Origin of the sequence: Candidatus Merdisoma sp. JLR.KK011 (assembly GCF_036941125.1) — a bacterium.
Lineage (GTDB): Bacteria > Bacillota > Clostridia > Lachnospirales > Lachnospiraceae > Laedolimicola.
Window position 1 is genome coordinate 424,114 of the sequence record NZ_JAYWSZ010000004.1, and the last position, 16,600, is coordinate 440,713.

Here is a 16,600-nt window from a genome sequence, read left to right on the forward strand (position 1 = left end):
GAAAAATTCTTATTTTTTGAGAGATTATGATTGTTTTTAGGGAAGGCATCAGTCAGGAATGGCTGGTGCTTTTTGTGTGGAAGGGGTGTTTTCATGTATCCGGTGAGCGAGGCGTTCCTGCGGGCGGTGCAGGAGAATACCCGGAGGTATTACTGGACGGGGAAGATTACCACAAAGGGCGGGGCGGTGTATCCTTTCGGGTATGAGGATATTGTGAAGGGGAGCGGGTATGTTTCCGCCCAGTGCTGCGGGAGCGCGGAGATCGAGCTGGGGACGGTGTATGCGGCGGAGATGGGCGTTACGCTGTTTTCGCAGATTGACCGGTATACGCTGGACGGGGCAAGGGTGGAGCTGTCCTACCATCTGCGGGTGGCGGACGGCAGTTTTGAGGAAGTGCCGATGGGCATTTTTGAGGTGAGCGAAGCGAACCGCACGGCGCACTGTCTGGAACTGAAAGCCTATGACTATATGCTGCGGTTTGAGAAGAGCTTTAACGGGTTTGAGTCTGTGGGGAATGCCTGGGCTTTTCTGGAACTGTGCTGTAAGGCCTGCGGCGTGGAGATGGAGAACACGAGGGCGGAGATTGAGGGTATGCCCAACGGGAGGGAGCTGCTTTCCATTTATCCGGAGAATGATATTGGGACGTACCGGGACGTGCTGTTTTTTGTGGGGCAGGTGCTGGGCGGGTTCTTCTGCATCAACCGGAGGGGAAGGCTGGAGCTTCGGAAGTACGGGGCGGAGCCGGTGACGGAGGTGCAGGGGAGGCACAGGTTTTCCAGCAGTTTTTCGGATTTTATCACCAGGTATACGGCGGTGAGCTCTACGAACCTGCGGACGCAGACGGCGGAGTATTATGCGCTGGATAGGGACGACGGGCTGACCATGAACCTGGGGGTGAACCCGCTCCTGCAGTTTGGGCTGGAAGAGACCAGGAGGCAGTTGTGTGAGAATATCCTGAATGATTTGTCCGTGGTGAATTATGTGCCGTTTGATTCCAGCACCATAGGGAACCCGGCTCTGGACCTGGGGGACGTGCTGACTTTTTCGGGAGGGCAGGCGGACGGGGAGCAGGTGACCTGTATCACGTCTTTTCAGTGCAGGATCGGAGGGAGGCAGAGCCTGAAATGTGTGGGGAAGAACCCGCGGCTGGCCCAGGCGAAGTCTAAGAATGATAAGAATATTTCTGGGCTTTTGAACCAGATTGAGGCCGGGAAGGTGGGGATTCATACATTCACCAATGCCTCTGCTTATACGGTGGCGGAGGATAATGTGCGGATTATCAGTATCGAGTTTGCGGCGAAGGAAGAGACCCATGTGCAGTTTTTCGGGCAGGCGGTTGTGGACGTGAGGGCGGTGCAGGCGGAGAGGACGGCCAGTGCGTCCGGGAGTATTGTGGTCCCGATTCCGGCGGGGACGGATGCCGGAGCGGAAACCGGCGGAAACGGGGACATTGCCGGAGAAGAGGGGAGTGCAGGGGACGGTTCCGGAGCCGGGGGAAGTACGGAAGATGTTATTGTGGAGGTGGAGCTTCCGGTCACTTGGACGGAGGACGGGAAGGCTGTGGCTTATGTTACTTATGAGTTTAATGATTCGGAGATTCTGGCGCACTGTCCGGCGGAGACCTGGGGGAGCGGAAAGCACATTTTGTCTCTGTACTATCCCATTGACAACCTTGTGCCGAACATTACCAATACGTTCAATGTGTATCTGCGGGTGGAGAACGGTACGGGGGAGATTGGGACCGGCGGGTGCATTGCTTCCATCAGCGGGCAGGGCATGGCCGCGGCGGCCGCATGGGACGGCACGGTCACGGTGGAGGAATATGTCGCCCGCTTTGCTTTTGGCGGCGGCCTGGGTATGAAGGGGTTTGCCGGGGAGATAGGGATTGAGACTATGGAGCTGGTGCGGAAGGGTTATGCGGACAGTATCGGGAAGGCGCTGATTGGGGCGTTTGGGAAGCCCATTGATTTGGCATAGGAAGGAGTGGATATGTATGAAGCTGAAAGGGACAATGGTTCTGGAACTGACGGATGGGGCCACGGGGGACGTGGAGACGGTCACGGAGGAAAACATGGTGACGGAGGCGGTGAACAATATCCTGGGGATGAATCCCATGGGGGTGTTCTATTCCGAGGAACGGCTGGCGGATGTGATGTCGTGGAATGATACCATGCTGCCGGTCTGCCCCAACATGATAGGGGGGATTCTGCTGTTCCCGAAGACACTGGAAGAGGACGCGGGGCATATCTATGAGATGTCGGACAACCTGCCGGTGGCTTATGCTTCCAACAACGTGAATACCACGGCGAATGCGGCCAGGGGGAGCCTGAACCAGACGGAGAGCAAGGTTTTGGAGAACGGGTATAAGTTTGTATGGGAGTTTACGCCGAGCCAAGGGAACGGGACCATTGCGGCGGTGGCGCTGACCAGTGCCCAGGGCGGGCAGAACGGGTACGGGAGCCTGACGGGGGATGCCAGCGCTTTTCTGCAGATTAAGAAGCTGGATATCGGGGACTTGGGGAAGGCGAAGCAGATTGTTTTGTTTGAGGCGGCGGAGATGGATTTTGAGAGGAACCTGCTGTATTCCATTACGTTTGAGGATTCCAGTGTGCGGGTGCGGAAGGTGAGGGTTCCGGTTTTCAGTATCGGGCTGAATGAGAGGCTGGACGATTCCACTTATACGGTGCTGGAGGACCATGCGGTGCCTGTACAGACGTTTCTGTTTTTGGGGAGCTATACGAAGTACGGGGAGTTCCTGGACGGGCAGGACGGGTACTGGTACGGGTTTTCCAATGAGGGCAATTCTTCGGGGAATGCCAGGGTGCTGTGGGTGAGGGTTTCCAAAACGGACTATTCCATGATGGAGGGGGAGTGGACGCTTTCCAATGCGAAGTTGATGGCTGTGGGGGAGCGGGACATGACCGGGAGCTATCCGGAGCGGAAGTGCCGGTGCTGTATGCGGGGCGGGTATCTGTATGTGCCGGCCTATGACAAGAAGGGGATTTATAAGATCAATGTGGCGAATACGGCGGACGTGTCGCTGATTGCTTTTGGGTTTACGTCCAAGATGAAGCCTTTGTGCGAGTCGGGAACCTGTGAGCTGTTCCTGACGCTGGTTGGGGATTTGATTGTGGGCGGGGATTTTCAGGTGACGGCAGAGGACACGGTGGTCCATACCCAGGGGAGCGCGAGGCTGGGGAGCGCGGCCACGCCTCTGTTCCAGTATAAGCAGTTTCTGGTGGGGTGGGGAGGCAGTTACGGGAATGAATACCGGCATATGTATCTGCTGACGCCGTATCTGGCTACTATTAACAATCTTTCTTCGGCGGTGGTGAAGGACGCCAATAAGACTATGAAGATTACTTATACGCTGACGGAGGTTGAGGATACCGGGGCGTGAATAGCGTCAGGCGGATGGGATATGGAGCCGGGGATGGTGTGTGGATATTGGGATTGGGAACAGGGCGGCGGCTTTTGGGAGCGGGCCGCTTTTTCCATAGAAAAAAGAGAAAGAGAGGGATTTTGGATGAAGGAGTTTGTGGGTGTGATAGAGTGCGGGTTTGCGGCTATGGGCGGATACCTGGGCTGGGCCATGGGAGGGTTTGACGGTTTTCTGTATGCCCTAATGGTGTTTGTGGCGGTGGATTATGTGACGGGGCTGATGGCTGCGGCGGTGGAGAAGAAGCTGTCCAGCGGCGTGGGCTTTCGGGGGATTTTTAAGAAGGTTGTGGTCTTCTGCCTGGTGGCCCTGGGGCATATCCTGGATACGCATGTCATTCAGAACGGGAGCGCGGTGCGGACGGCGGTGATATTTTTTTATCTGTCCAATGAGGGGATTTCGATTCTGGAGAATGCGGCCAGGATCGGGCTTCCGGTGCCGGAAAAGCTGAAAGGGGTTCTGGCGCAGTTACGGGAGGAAAAGGGGAAGGAGTAGGAGACGGTATGGAGGATAAGTGCGGTTAAGCGCGGTAAAATGCGGCAGGGTATATGATTTAGGTTTTTTATGAGTGGGCATCAGCGGGAAGCTGGTGCCTTTTTTCATGCGGAGAATTGGAGAATGTTTCCGGTCAGGGAACCGGAGAAGGAGAGTGGTTTTGTATGAAGCTGATTGAAAAGTTTTTAACGAAGTCCGGGTGTTACCGGGCGGGGAGGAAGATTGCGGTGAAGGGGCTGATGATCCATTCGGTGGGGTGTCCGCAGCCGAGGGCGTCTGCTTTTATCAGTAACTGGGATAAGGCGGATGCGGGGGCCTGCGTCCATGCCATTGTGGAGCCGGGAGGGGACGTGTACCAGCTCCTGCCCTGGGACTGCCGGGGATGGCACTGCGGAGGTGACGCAAACGGGACGCATATAGGCGTGGAGATGACGGAGCCTGCCACGATCCGGTATATGGGCGGTGCGGATTGGACGGAGACCGGGGACGGGAGGAATACGGAGAGCCATGTGTCTGCCACTTATAAATATGCGGTGGAGCTGTTCGCTTATCTGTGCCGGATGTATGGGCTGGACCCTCTGGCGGACGGGGTGGTGATTTCTCATTCCGAAGGATATAAGAGGGGGATTGCCAGCAATCACGGGGATGTGGAGCATATCTGGAAGCGGTTTGGGTTGTCTATGGGGCAGTTCCGGAAGGATATCAGGGCGGCTATGGACGGTTCTGAAACCGGGAGCGGGAGCGGCGGGAACGGCGGTTCCGGCGCGGGTGTTTCCGGGCTTACGGAGATCATGGGGAAGGCTGCGGCGACGGCGAAGCAGATGCGGGAGTATGTGAAGCGGAAGAATCCGTCTGTGGCGCAGTCGGTTTTGGATATGGTGCCGCTGTATCTGTCCGAGGGGGAGGCGGAAGGCGTGAGGGGTGATGTGGTTTTTGCCCAGTCCTGCCTGGAGACGGGGAATTTTACGTTTTCCGGTTCGGCGGTGACGCCGGAGCAGAATAATTTTGCCGGAATGGGCGTGACGCAGAACGGGGTGAGGGGACTGTCCTTTGATACGGCACAGCTTGGGATACGATGCCAGATTCAGCACCTGAAAGCCTATGCTTGTACGGAGACTTTGGTGAATGAAAATATAGACCCACGCTTCAAGTATGTTGTAAGGGGCTGTGCGCCTTATGTGGAGTGGCTGGGTATTCGGGAGAATCCCCAGGGGAAAGGCTGGGCTGCGGGAGCCGGGTATGGGGAGAAGATTCTGTCTATTTTGAAAGAGATTGCCGGGGAGGCCGGGAGCGCCGGGGACGGTGCGGACAGCCCGGACAATCCGGTACAGCCCATGTCCGGGTATGTGAAGGTGTTCTATAAGGGCAGGGACGGCGTGAATGTGCGGATTGCCCCCTGCATGGGGGATAACGTGGACCGGGTGGTGTATGAGGGTATTTATACGGTGACGGGCATCAGCCTGGATAAGCGGTGGTACAGGCTGAAATCGGGGCTTTTTATTACGGCGGATGCGGAGTATGTGATGTTCATGGAGAGGCTGCCGGGGAAGTCTTCTTATCTGGTGCGGGTGGATATCCCGGACCTGAATATCCGTAAGGGACCGGGGACGGATTTTGCCCGGACGGGGCTGTTTACGGGTGCGGGTGTGTTTACGGTTGTGGAGGAAGCGGACGGGAAGGGAGCCGGGAAGTGGGGGCTTTTGAAGTCGTATAAGAGGGAGCGGGACGGGTGGATTTCGCTGGATTTTGTTACGAGGCTGTAAGGGTGTTTTTGCAGATGGGCAGGGATGCCTTCTTTTTTTGTCCGGATATATGGGAGGGCTGCCAGAGGCGGGTTCTGGTAAGGGCTTTTGTGCGGCGCGTCAGCCGGGGGATTCCCCGGCGGTACATACCATGCCGTTGGTATGAATTTTGGAAAGGAAAGGTAAGGGATTATGACGGCAAAGGAATTGGACGCGCTGAAAGGTGTGGATGTGAGGATTGTGGACAGGGCAGAGCTTGTGGATATCCGGGAGGTTCCGGTGGAGCGGGGGCTTCCGGCGGAGGAACGGATAAAGAGGTTCATAGGGAAGGTGAAGAACCCGTACTGCTTCCGGGTGGGGGACGTGGTGGTGAAGACCGTGTTCTCCGAAAACGGAGGGAGTTTCGGGGAGAGGTTTGAGCGGATGCTTGTAGGGCTGAAATAGGCCAGGTTTTCTTTATTTTAGCGCTGGATGTTTGAAGGGATGTGTGGTATAGTGGTTGCAGGGCTAAGAAGTGCAGACCGCCGGAGATTTTATTGGGGCATCCGCCTTGATAAAATGCAGGAGGTTTGCGTATGAGAGAAAGACATATCTATAATGCCGCCATCTATGTGAGGCTTTCTAAAGAAGATGGCGATGTTTCTGACGCTTCCAGGGCGGAGAGCAACAGTATCTCCAACCAGAGGGAGCTCATTAAAGATTTCCTGAAAGAGAAAACTGATATCAGGGTTGTTTCGGAGCGTGTAGACGACGGGTTCAGCGGGGTGGATTTTGAGCGCCCGGCTTTCCGGCTGATGCTGGAGGACATTCGGCAGGGGAAGGTGGACTGCGTGGTGGTGAAGGACCTGTCCCGGTTCGGGAGGAACTATATTGAGTCCGGCAGGTATATTGAGAAGATTTTTCCTATGCTGGGGGTGCGGTTTATTGCGGTCAATGACGGATATGACAGCCTGGCGGGGAAGTCGCAGACGGACGAGATTGTGATTCCGTTCAAAAATCTGATAAATGACGCTTACTGCCGGGACATTTCCATTAAGATCAGGAGCCATCTGGATATTAAGCGGAGAAAAGGGGAGTTTATCGGCTCTTTTGCCGTGTTCGGGTATCAGAAGGACGAAAGGGACCATAACCGTCTTGTGGTGGACGAGTATGCGGCGAAGGTGGTCAGGGATATTTTTGCATGGAAGCGGGCGGGCATGAGCCAGCAGGGGATTGCGGACCGGCTGAACCGGACGGGGGTGCTGTGCCCGGCGGCGTATAAGAAGAGCTGCGGGAGCAGATACCGGGTGAAGTTCCGGACGGGGAAGGAGATGCAGTGGAGCGCCGTGGCGGTGTCCAGGATTCTGTCCAATGAGTGCTATACAGGCACGCTGGTCCAGGGGAAGTCCACCACGCCGAACTATAAGGTGAAGAAGGCCGTTTTGAAGGACGAGGCGGACTGGGTGCGTATCGAGAATGCGTTTGAGGCGATCATCCCAAGGGAGGAATTTGACACGGTGCAGGGGCTTCTTTTGAAGGATACCAGGGTGGCGCCGGATAAGGGGCATGTGTATCTGTTCTCCGGCATTGCGGTCTGCGGAGACTGCGGGCGGCAGATGTCCCGGAAGGTGTCCACGGTGGCGGGGAGGAAGTATGTGTATTATATGTGCTCCGCCAATAAGCGGGAGGGCGTCTGCACGGGGCACCGGATAAGGGAAGAGGAACTGACGGAGGCGGTGACGGAAAGCCTGCGTTGCCATATTGACCGGCTGGCGGAGTTGAGGGATATCCTGGAATATATCGGGACGCTGCCCATGCAGGATGCGGACGTGAGGCGTCTGGAGGCGCGCATGGTGCAGATGGAGGAAGAGGCTGGGAAGTATGAGCGGCTGAAAGTGTCGGCTTATGAGGACCTGAAAGACGGGCTGATCACCAAGGAGGAATATGCCGCTATCCGGCAGGAGTTTGAGGGCAGGCGGAAGGCGGCGCTTGCTTCTGCGGGGCAGCTTAGGCAGGAGGCGGAGAGGCTTGCCCGGAGGGAGGGGAAGCGGCATGAGTGGATTGAGGGGTTTGTGAAGAATAAGGGTATCCGGTCCCTGGTGCGGAGCGTGGTTGTGGAACTGATCGAAGAGATTCGGGTGTTTGAGGATAAACGGATTGAGGTGCGGTTCCGGTATGAGGATCGGTATCGGGAAGCGGTGGAGCTTGTGGAGGGTGCAGAGTGCATTCCGGGAGTTGGCGGAAGGGAGGTCTCATAGATGGCGAGGAAGAGCAGGATTGCGGGGGCTGCGGAGGCGGCGGTTCCAGAAGTGAGAGGGATTTTTAAGGCCGGTATCTATGCGAGGCTTTCCAATGAGGCCAGCGGAGAGGATACGTTGGAGACGCAGGTGTATTTCCTGGAAAGGTTTGTGGAAAGCCGGGGGGATATGATGCTGGCAGGGACGTATTCGGATTTTGGTTATACGGGGACAAATTATGAGCGCCCAGGGTTTCTGCGGCTGATGGAAGACGCAAAAAGGGGGAAGGTTGACTGTATCGTGGTGAAGGACCTGTCCAGGCTTGGGAGGAATTATATTGAGACGGGGAATCTGATTGAGAACGTGTTTTCTTTCCTGAATATCCGGCTGGTGGCGGTGACGGACGGGTTTGACACGGGAAACGGCGACGGCATGGGGGCTATGGTGGCTTCCATCAAGAATCTGGTGAATGATGTGTATTCCAGGGATATTTCCAGGAAGATTATTTCGGCTTTCCGGACGAAGCAGAGGAACGGGGAGTTTATCGGGATGGTGGCTCCCTATGGGTATCTGAAATCAAAGGAAAATAAGAACAGGTTTGTAGTGGACGGGACGGCGGCCCCGGTAGTGCGCAGGATTTTCCGGCTGTATGCGGACGGGGTGAGCATAGATAAGATTGTGCGGATACTGGACGGTGACGGGATAGACTGCCCGAGGAAGTACCGTTACCGGATCGGGGTCACAAAGTCGGAGCGCTATAAGGATTCCCGGTGGGGCAGGTCTGCGGTGAGGACTATCCTTACGAACCGGGCGTATATCGGGGACATGGTGCAGGGGAAGGAGCGGCAGGAGCTGTGCAATAATGTCCCGAAGTACCATACGGACAAGTCGGAGTGGATCGTGGCGGAGGATACCCATGAGCCGGTGGTGGACAGGGAGCTGTTTTTCCGGGTGCAGGGGATTCTGGAAGAGAGGCAGAGGGAGCAGACCGAGAGACGGGAGAAGAGCCGAATCAGTGAGCATAAGGAAGAGAATTACCTGAAAGGGTATATGCGGTGCGGGCACTGCGGGAAGACCTTCAACCTTTCCCAGACCATGCGGGGCGGGAAAGTGACGCGGGTGTATTACTGCCGGGGATACCAGACGCTGCGTTCTGCCGTCTGTATGAACAAGGACAGGGTGGATAAGGCAGAGGTGGAGAGGTTTGTGCTTGGGGAGATAAAAGGCTGTATAAGGCAGATGCTGAAAGAGGGGATTTCCGTGGACGGGGACATGCCTGCAGAGCGGGAGTCTCTGGAAGCGGAGGTGCGGAAGGCGGAGCGGGAACTGAAAGGGCTGGACGTGAAGCTGGCCGACTTGTACCAGGACGCTGCAGACGGGATTCTGGACAATGGGGATTATCTGCTGATGCGGAAGGAGTTTCTTGGGAGGAAGGAGAAGCTGGCACAGGAGAGGGAACGGCTGCTCCGGGAGAGGGAGAAGTGCGGGAAGGCCGGCCGGGGAACGGCGGAGGCACGGCTTAGGAATTGGCTGTCGGCCGGAAAGCTGGACAGGCAGATGGCGGAGTGTTTTGTGGAAGAGGTACGGGTTTTCAAGGGCAGGAGGCTGGAAGCGTCCCTTCTGGGGCGCGGGGAGATTCTGCGCAGGATGGAGGGATAGGATGGGCATGGAAAATATAGTGGCGCTGTATATCCGGATTTCTCTGGAAGATGACGATATACAGGACGGGAAGGAAGAGAGCGACAGCGTGACGAACCAGAGGGCGCTTTTGAGGAAGTATATTTCCGAGCATGAGGACTTTGGAGGGGCTTCTGTAAAGGAGTTCCTGGATGACGGGTATACGGGCAGGAACCTGGACCGCCCCGGTTTCCAGGAGATGGTCAGGCAGTGCCGGGCCGGTAAGGTGGGGTGCATCGTGGTGAAGGACCTGTCACGGCTTGGGAGGAATTATGTGGAGGTGGGGAACCTGCTGGAGCAGGTATTCCCCTTCCTGGGGGTAAGGGTTGTCTCCGTGAATGACGGGTACGACAGCGCCATGCTGGACGGGCAGACGGGCGGCATTGACGTGGCGTTTAAGAATCTGGTGTACAGCCTTTACAGCAGGGATTTGTCCCATAAGGTGAAGAGCGCGGTGGAGACCAGGATGAAGCGCGGGGAGTATATCGGACCTTATGGGTTTTTCGGGTATCGGAAGGACCCGGAGGATATCCACAGGCTGGTGGTTGACGAAGAGGCGGCGGTGATTGTGCGGCGTATCTTCCGGATGGTCGGTGAGGGGATGCGCCGGAATGAGATTGTAAAGATACTGAATGAAGAGGGCGTGCCCACACCGGCGGTCTATAAGCAGAGGAAGGGCTGTACACGGGACTGGTTCCCGGAGGGGAAGAAGGGTGGCTGGAATACGTCCATGGTGGCAAAGATTATCCGGGACGAGCGGTATGCGGGGCATATGGTGTCCGGGAAGAAGGCTTATGAGAGTTTTGATTCCAGGAGGCAGGTGGGTGTGGACAGGTCGGACTGGATCGTGGTCAGGGATACCCATGAGGGGATCGTGACCCAGGAGGAATTTGACCGGGCCAATGCCAACATGCGGAGCGTGGTGCAGGGGAAGAAAAGGGAGTCTGCCAATAAGGGGAATTATTCGGTCATTGTCTGCCCGCACTGCGGGCTGACGCTCCGGCCGGGGACGCAGAAGGAGAGTATCCTGTACTGTCCTACGGGGCGGATGCACCGGGACAGCCCCTGCAGCCGGGTGAGGATGAAGAGGGCGCTTGCGGAGGATACGCTGGTGCGTCTGGTGAGGAAGCAGGCGGAGCTTCTTCTGGAGGCAGAGAGGGCGCTGAAAGGGCGGCAGGGCATGAAGGAGCCGGGAGCGGACGCAGAGAGCTTGAGGGCGGAGATGCGCAGGCTGGACGGGGAGAAGATTTCCGGGTATGAGGATTATAAGGCGGGGAAGTTGTCAAGGGAGCGTTTTGTGGAGAGAAAGAGGGCGCTGGATGCCAGGAGGCAGGAGCTGTCTGCGGCGGTGTTGGAGGCGGAAGCGCGGGAGATCGTGGAGGAAGCCGGGCAGAGGGAGTACCGGGAGGCTTTCCGGATTCGGGAGTATCTGCATCTGGAGGGGTATGATAAGCGGGTGATGGCTTCTTTGATTGAGAGCGCAAAGGTGATGGGTGAGGACAGGCTGGAAGTGGTCTGGAAATTCGGGGACGTTTATGAAAAGATTTTAGGTGAAATGCAGTGAAGATATGGTATAATTAGGGTGCCTGCCGGACGGCAGGCATCCAGAGAGGATGATTGCATGATTTACATAACGGGAGATACCCATGGGGAGTTTGGGCGGATTGAGGCTTTCTGCAGGCGGTTCGGGACTTGTAAGGAAGATGTGATGATTATTCTTGGGGATGCCGGGATTAATTATAGCGGGGGAATCCGGGATATGAGGAAGAAGGAATTTCTGGAATCTCTGCCAATTACGGTATTTGCGATTCATGGGAACCATGAGCAGAGGCCGCAGACCATTGAAGGATATCAGGAGAAGATGTGGCATGGCGGTGTGGTGTACTGGGAAGAAGAGTATCCGAGCCTGCTGTTTGCGAAGGACGGGGAAGTGTTTGATCTGGACGGGAAGCAGGCCATTGTCATGGGCGGGGCCTATAGTATTGATAAGATGGTACGGCTTATGTATGGGTACGGGTGGTGGCCGGATGAGCAGCCTTCGGAAGAGACTAAGCGGTATGTGGAGAGTCGGCTGGACAGGCTGGGATGGAGGGTGGATGTGGTGTTGAGCCATACTACGCCGTTGAAGTATGAGCCGGTGGAGGTGTTCATGGCCGGGGTTGACCAGAGTAAGGTGGACAAGTCTACGGAGGAATGGCTGGACAGGATTGAGGATAGATTGGATTATGGGAAGTGGTATTGCGGGCATTATCATACGGAGAAGAAGATTGATAGGGTGGAGATAATGTTTGAGAATTTTGGGGTGATTGGTGGAAATGCAAACGATAACGTTTTTTGAGAGGATGGTAGTATGGAGAAAATAGTATCGAAAATAGCGGCATTGGGAGTACCGGGATTAGTGCTTTTAATTGCTATTTCGGCAACAGGATTGACAGGAGCGGCGGCAATAACTTCTGCGCTTGCAGCATTAGGTCCGTTTGGTATGCTGGGAGGAATTGCTACGTTAGGAGTTATAGGGTTAGCATCGCAAGGGATAGTGGAATTTGGTTTTGATTCCATTTTTACGGCAGTTGTTAAAGAACTTTATAAAAAAGGTGAGAGTAAAGAGTCAATTTTAGAAAAAATAAAAAGGTATCCTGTATCGAAGGCACTTAAAAGAAAGTTAAGAGAAGAATTAGATAAGATTTCGTAAATATGGTAAGGTAGGAAATTAAAAAGATGAAAAAATTTTTGTCCCATGCTTGACATCAGCTGATGGTAACGGCAGAATGTCACGCCTGTTATCGTTGCTGCTCCTATACAAGAATGGCTTTGATGCCGGAAAATATATGTCCTTTGAAGAGCAAATCAATAACTACAAAGCCTATTATTACGAATCTCTTCGTCAATCTTCTGACGGTTGGGAATCAAATGAAAATAGTTATTTCCCATTTATTGAGAATTTCCTGTCTATGCTTTATATGTGCTATAAAGAGTTGGACAAACGCTTTGCAGTCGTACATGGGAAAAAGATTACAAAGAAAGCCCGCATAGAAGCAACGGTATTAAACAGTCTAACCCCTCTTTCCAAAGCCGAAATATGTAAGATTCTCCCCGATGTCAGTCCGACAACAGTTGAAGCAGTCCTCGGTTCAATGGTAAAGAGCGGTGCAATAAAACGGATCGGGTCGGCAAGATCTACGCGTTATATTAAGGCATAGTATAAGGTGACTTCAATGGATATGATTTCATTTAAAGAAGAAGTGTTACGACTAATTGCATTTTGGCAAGAGGGCGAATATTGGGATTTCAAAAAGGAATGGCACAAGAATAAGTCTGATTTACTGCATGATATTATATGTATGGCAAATAATCTATCAAATCACGATGGACTTATTATTATTGGAGTTAATGAAGAAACGGATTATGCTACTTGCGATTGTTCATTCCTGTTTATACTGCAAAAAAGTAATAGATGTTATTGTTATTCGCAATGATCGTAATACACCCTATTATTTAACAGAACAATATCAAGGTGTATTTGCCAATAACATCTATTCTCGAATAATGGATACCAATACCCCTAAAAATGCATCTGCAGATATAGATGTCATAGAAAAACTATGGAAAAAAAGATTCGGAATTGATGCAACTGCTCTGGATCGCGCCTTATTATTTTTGCAAAAACCTTATTATATTCTTTGGGTGGAGCTGCTTTGGACGGTGGATGATGTTGAGCTGCCACCGCTGGGACATTTCATATAAGTATTTCGTGAAAGGTTCAATCAAATATACAATTCATCTGTTTTATATTACTGATGATATGGACGCATTCAAAGAAGACTACTTACAATCTCAACTTTTGCAACAAATATTAAAAGATTTCAGAAGTTAAAGGGAGCTTCCTGTATAATTCAAGTATAGGGAATTCCAAGAAAGAAGGTTGAGAAAAAAATACCTCAGAGTAAAATAAGATTACTGACTTGCAGGTTAGTGAAAATCTTATTGAACAGAGAGGTATCTAAAATGAATTGTAACACACAAAACGCAAAAATTGCATCCATAACTGAAAAAACTTTGATTGTTGGAATCGATGTAGGAAGTGAAACCCACTATGCCAGGGCATTCGACTGGCGCAACTATGAATATACCAGAAAGCCACTGGAATTCAGTAACACAGAGACAGGGTTCCAGACATTCAAAGCATGGATGGAGGATATAGCGGCGAAACACGGTAAAACTGCTGTAATACCGGGTATGGAGCCGACAGGACATTACTGGTTTGCCCTGGGGAAATTCCTGCAGGACAGCGGGATGAGGCCTGTGCATGTGAATCCCCACCACGTGAAAAAATCAAAAGAACTGGATGACAACAACCCCAACAAAAATGACCGTAAAGACCCAAAGACGATCGCTGCGCTTGTCAACGAGGGACGGTTCTCGTACCCTTACATACCAACCGGTATCTATGCAGAGATCAGGAGCCTGTCAAACCTGCGCTTCCAGACGCAGGAGGAGCTCACGAGGATCAAGAACCGCCTGGCCAGATGGTTCGCCATCTACTTCCCTGAATATAAAGACGTTTATGGGGATTTGAAGGCGGTGAGTGGGAGGATGGTGCTGAAGGAGGCACCGCTGCCGGAGGACATCAGAAAACTGGGGGTGGAAGGTGTGAACCGGATATGGAGGAACGCAAAGCTCAGAGGCGCCGGAATGAAGAGAGCAAAGACCCTGGTATCGGCAGCGGGGCACAGCGTAGGAAGTAAGGAAGCACCGGGAGCGGCAAGGATGGAACTGAAGAACCTGCTCAACGACATGGATGTATATACCTCAAGGCTGGAGGAGCTTCTCGTGAAAATAGAGGAAAAGCTGAAAGAAATCCCATATGTTGATAAACTGATGGGAATTAAGGGGATCGGCCTGGCAACAGTCAGCGGATTCATTGCGGAGGTGGGAGACATTGGACGTTTTGACAACCCAAAGCAGTTACAGAAGCTGGCGGGATATGCGATTGTGGCGAATGATTCGGGGAAGCATAACGGCGAAAGCCGGATCAGTTACAGGGGAAGGAAACGCCTGAGGTATGTGCTGTATGAAGCAGCGATATCCTTGATTGGGAAGAATGCAGAGTTCAGGGCAATACATGAGTATTACCGGACACGTAAAGAAAACCCATAAAAGAAGATGCAGTCTGTCGTAGCGGTAGCGTGTAAGGTTCTGAGGGTATTCTACACGATACTGACAAAAGGTGTAGACTATGATGCCGGAAAACTGATGGGCGACATCAGGAGACCACAGATCCAGGCAGCGTAATAAACGAACATAAACCACAAGCAGGCAATGCCCTGTCATAGTTGGGTTGAACTTTCAAAAATTTTGATTGAGGGTTGAATCCAGCTGTGACAGGAAAGCTGGAAAGTATGGGGAACAATCCGGGAAAACGTCCACCGAAAGGTGCCGGTGAGGGAAGCATACGGGACAGGTCAGTAAGACTTATAACAAAGAATGAGCCGGTAGTCGGCAGGAATATTATCCATAGGGCATGACCCTGTAAAGGAGCTAAGCTGACACCCTGGTTATGGACAGGCGGGACGAAGGAAGTTAGGACCCGGCAGAGATGCTGGTGATCCTGGTAGACACGGGAGGTACGCTGCCGTAGAAGGAGGGGCATACACAAGGCCATGTAGAGCGGAAACGGAAGACGTTCTACTTTGTATACCCAACACCTCTATTTTCGTACCAGATACAAAGAAATGTCCATTATCTTGGCTCATTCATCTGAGATATATAACTAAAAAATCCTTGAAAAATAAGGAAAAAGACTTGACTAAATAGAGAGGATAACTTTATGAATTTTGATGAATTTGTAGTAAAATTAATCAACGGAACTAAATCTAATGCTATTACTTGGAATAGATGTAGCTCCAAACACTTTCCACACTATTATCCAATATATGAAACAAAAAAGGAGATAATATTTTAGTTATACAAAAAATACAATATAGTGATATTGACCCATACGGCGACTCCTATACTACAACCGCAGGCGTAATTTCTGTCTGCTCTATAAGTTATGAAATACTGACTGAAATTTGTGAAAGTGATTTAGAAAATCAAAGCAATTTGCTTAGATTATATAGAATCGTAGAACGCCAAGCTAATAATGTAAATGATATTTTGGGTGGCTTTGTTGAAGGCATTGATGATATTACTGGTCTATTTTAACATATCAAATATTTATTGATTTAGGTATCAAAAAGGTATCACACCCCACATCAAAAGCCGGAAAGCCCACTGTTTATGCGGCTTCCCGGCTTTCTGTTTACTATTCGAACTCCTCGGCGGATAGCTTGAACTGACTGTTTTTCCCTCATTTTTCAAACATATATTATCCATATTCTTTAAAAAATTCTCTCGTTTTTATGACTGTCAAAATTTTTAGAGCCGAAATAGAGCCAGTCAAATCCGCTATTTTCTCCTTGTCTGCCCTATCTACATGGCGCTAGCGCCATGTAATTACACCAACAAAGAAAATCTATTTGCGCTCCCTCAGCTTCTCTAATATCGCCATAATGTCCGGCTGCGTTGGAGTGAACTTTATGCCATGCTTCAACATACCCATGACTTTTTTCGCTTTCTTCTCAATCTCTCTAGCGGCATGCTCACTCGTCAGCATCAAATGATTTCCGGCAATTGTGTATTCCCGTTCTATGTATTCTTCCATTATCGGAAACATATCCTGTATCAGAAACGCACTCTCTCGGCTGTCATCCAGTTTAACGATATGGAGAATGTCGCAAGGTTTCCCGGCTTTTTCTTTTTTCTCCATAATCTTCCTGTATTTCTCAATACGGCTGGATAACGGTATCATCCAATATATACCCGTATTCGTATCTTCAAAACAGTAATAATGCGGTCTGTTTCCTGCCTTATTTCCTTTAAGATACGGGTCTGACATATCTTCAAAGAATATGTCCTTAATAATATAAAAGCCTGTTTTCTTCATTTGCCTGTCCTCATTACGGAAAAGTCCCTCGCCTTGCGGCGAAGGA

General features: G+C 52.0%; 14 protein-coding genes and 1 pseudogene. 14 read left to right on the forward strand and 1 reads right to left on the reverse strand.

The window, feature by feature from the left end:
* Window positions 1-93 precede the first annotated feature (93 nt).
* From VV089_RS15845 to VV089_RS15905, 14 genes and pseudogenes are all read left to right on the forward strand, one after another.
* Window positions 94-1,977 (forward strand): hypothetical protein, encoded by a 1,884-nt coding sequence (locus tag VV089_RS15845; protein WP_334336564.1) that lies wholly within the window; start codon window positions 94-96, stop codon window positions 1,975-1,977.
* Window positions 1,978-1,993: 16 nt separating this feature from the next.
* A complete protein-coding gene (locus VV089_RS15850) occupies window positions 1,994-3,400 on the forward strand; it encodes a hypothetical protein (protein WP_334336565.1) in 1,407 nt (468 codons plus the stop codon).
* Between the two features lie 126 nt (window positions 3,401-3,526).
* Window positions 3,527-3,934 carry a phage holin family protein gene (locus tag VV089_RS15855; RefSeq protein ID WP_334337586.1) on the forward strand — a complete coding sequence of 136 codons (408 nt, stop codon included), beginning with the start codon at window positions 3,527-3,529 and terminating at the stop codon, window positions 3,932-3,934.
* Between the two features lie 164 nt (window positions 3,935-4,098).
* Entirely contained in the window at window positions 4,099-5,697 is a 1,599-nt protein-coding gene (locus VV089_RS15860) for an N-acetylmuramoyl-L-alanine amidase (protein ID WP_334336566.1), read from the forward strand.
* A gap of 171 nt (window positions 5,698-5,868) precedes the next feature.
* Window positions 5,869-6,120: a DUF6870 family protein gene (locus VV089_RS15865; RefSeq protein WP_334336567.1), complete on the forward strand. Its 252-nt coding sequence runs from the start codon at window positions 5,869-5,871 to the stop codon at window positions 6,118-6,120.
* Between the two features lie 131 nt (window positions 6,121-6,251).
* Window positions 6,252-7,913, forward strand: a complete 1,662-nt coding sequence (locus VV089_RS15870; protein ID WP_334336568.1) for a recombinase family protein — start codon at window positions 6,252-6,254, stop codon at window positions 7,911-7,913.
* Window positions 7,914-9,551 (forward strand): recombinase family protein, encoded by a 1,638-nt coding sequence (locus VV089_RS15875; protein WP_334336569.1) that lies wholly within the window; start codon window positions 7,914-7,916, stop codon window positions 9,549-9,551.
* Window position 9,552: 1 nt separating this feature from the next.
* The gene (locus VV089_RS15880) at window positions 9,553-11,133 is read left to right on the forward strand and encodes a recombinase family protein (RefSeq protein WP_334336570.1); all 1,581 of its coding nucleotides are present in this window, start codon (window positions 9,553-9,555) and stop codon (window positions 11,131-11,133) included.
* Between the two features lie 57 nt (window positions 11,134-11,190).
* Complete coding sequence (locus tag VV089_RS15885; protein ID WP_334336571.1) at window positions 11,191-11,907, forward strand: metallophosphoesterase family protein; 717 nt, start codon at window positions 11,191-11,193, stop codon at window positions 11,905-11,907.
* A 12-nt stretch (window positions 11,908-11,919) separates the two neighbouring features.
* The gene (locus VV089_RS15890; RefSeq protein WP_334336572.1) at window positions 11,920-12,261 is read left to right on the forward strand and encodes a hypothetical protein; all 342 of its coding nucleotides are present in this window, start codon (window positions 11,920-11,922) and stop codon (window positions 12,259-12,261) included.
* A 76-nt stretch (window positions 12,262-12,337) separates the two neighbouring features.
* Window positions 12,338-12,769, forward strand: coding sequence for a hypothetical protein (locus VV089_RS15895; protein WP_334336573.1), 432 nt, complete (start codon window positions 12,338-12,340; stop codon window positions 12,767-12,769).
* A gap of 21 nt (window positions 12,770-12,790) precedes the next feature.
* A complete protein-coding gene (locus VV089_RS25270; protein WP_442891603.1) occupies window positions 12,791-13,045 on the forward strand; it encodes an AlbA family DNA-binding domain-containing protein in 255 nt (84 codons plus the stop codon).
* Entirely contained in the window at window positions 12,960-13,313 is a 354-nt protein-coding gene (locus tag VV089_RS15900; protein ID WP_172544140.1) for a hypothetical protein, read from the forward strand. The genes VV089_RS25270 and VV089_RS15900 overlap by 86 nt, the downstream gene beginning before the upstream one ends.
* Window positions 13,314-13,574: 261 nt before the next feature.
* Window positions 13,575-14,861: pseudogene (locus VV089_RS15905) on the forward strand (IS110 family transposase).
* Between the two features lie 1,222 nt (window positions 14,862-16,083).
* Here the strand turns inward: VV089_RS15905 and cptIN are convergent.
* Window positions 16,084-16,554 carry a type III toxin-antitoxin system CptIN family toxin gene (gene cptIN, locus VV089_RS15910; RefSeq protein ID WP_172544143.1) on the reverse strand — a complete coding sequence of 157 codons (471 nt, stop codon included), beginning with the start codon at window positions 16,552-16,554 and terminating at the stop codon, window positions 16,084-16,086.
* Between the last annotated feature and the right edge of the window lie 46 nt (window positions 16,555-16,600).

What these genes read in the sequence shown, in the direction of transcription:
- VV089_RS15870 (WP_334336568.1), top strand. Translation starts at nt 6,252, where the DNA reads ATGAGAGAAAGACATATCTATAATGCCGCCATCTATGTGAGGCTTTCT.
- VV089_RS15880 (WP_334336570.1), top strand. Translation starts at nt 9,553, where the DNA reads ATGGGCATGGAAAATATAGTGGCGCTGTATATCCGGATTTCTCTGGAA.
- VV089_RS15860 (WP_334336566.1), top strand. Translation starts at nt 4,099, where the DNA reads ATGAAGCTGATTGAAAAGTTTTTAACGAAGTCCGGGTGTTACCGGGCG.
- VV089_RS15885 (WP_334336571.1), top strand. Translation starts at nt 11,191, where the DNA reads ATGATTTACATAACGGGAGATACCCATGGGGAGTTTGGGCGGATTGAG.
- VV089_RS15900 (WP_172544140.1), top strand. Translation starts at nt 12,960, where the DNA reads ATGAAGAAACGGATTATGCTACTTGCGATTGTTCATTCCTGTTTATAC.
- VV089_RS15895 (WP_334336573.1), top strand. Translation starts at nt 12,338, where the DNA reads ATGTCACGCCTGTTATCGTTGCTGCTCCTATACAAGAATGGCTTTGAT.
- VV089_RS15845 (WP_334336564.1), top strand. Translation starts at nt 94, where the DNA reads ATGTATCCGGTGAGCGAGGCGTTCCTGCGGGCGGTGCAGGAGAATACC.
- VV089_RS15890 (WP_334336572.1), top strand. Translation starts at nt 11,920, where the DNA reads ATGGAGAAAATAGTATCGAAAATAGCGGCATTGGGAGTACCGGGATTA.
- VV089_RS15855 (WP_334337586.1), top strand. Translation starts at nt 3,527, where the DNA reads ATGAAGGAGTTTGTGGGTGTGATAGAGTGCGGGTTTGCGGCTATGGGC.
- VV089_RS15865 (WP_334336567.1), top strand. Translation starts at nt 5,869, where the DNA reads ATGACGGCAAAGGAATTGGACGCGCTGAAAGGTGTGGATGTGAGGATT.
- cptIN (WP_172544143.1), bottom strand. Translation starts at nt 16,554, where the DNA reads ATGAAGAAAACAGGCTTTTATATTATTAAGGACATATTCTTTGAAGAT.
- VV089_RS15850 (WP_334336565.1), top strand. Translation starts at nt 1,994, where the DNA reads ATGAAGCTGAAAGGGACAATGGTTCTGGAACTGACGGATGGGGCCACG.
- VV089_RS15875 (WP_334336569.1), top strand. Translation starts at nt 7,914, where the DNA reads ATGGCGAGGAAGAGCAGGATTGCGGGGGCTGCGGAGGCGGCGGTTCCA.
- VV089_RS25270 (WP_442891603.1), top strand. Translation starts at nt 12,791, where the DNA reads ATGATTTCATTTAAAGAAGAAGTGTTACGACTAATTGCATTTTGGCAA.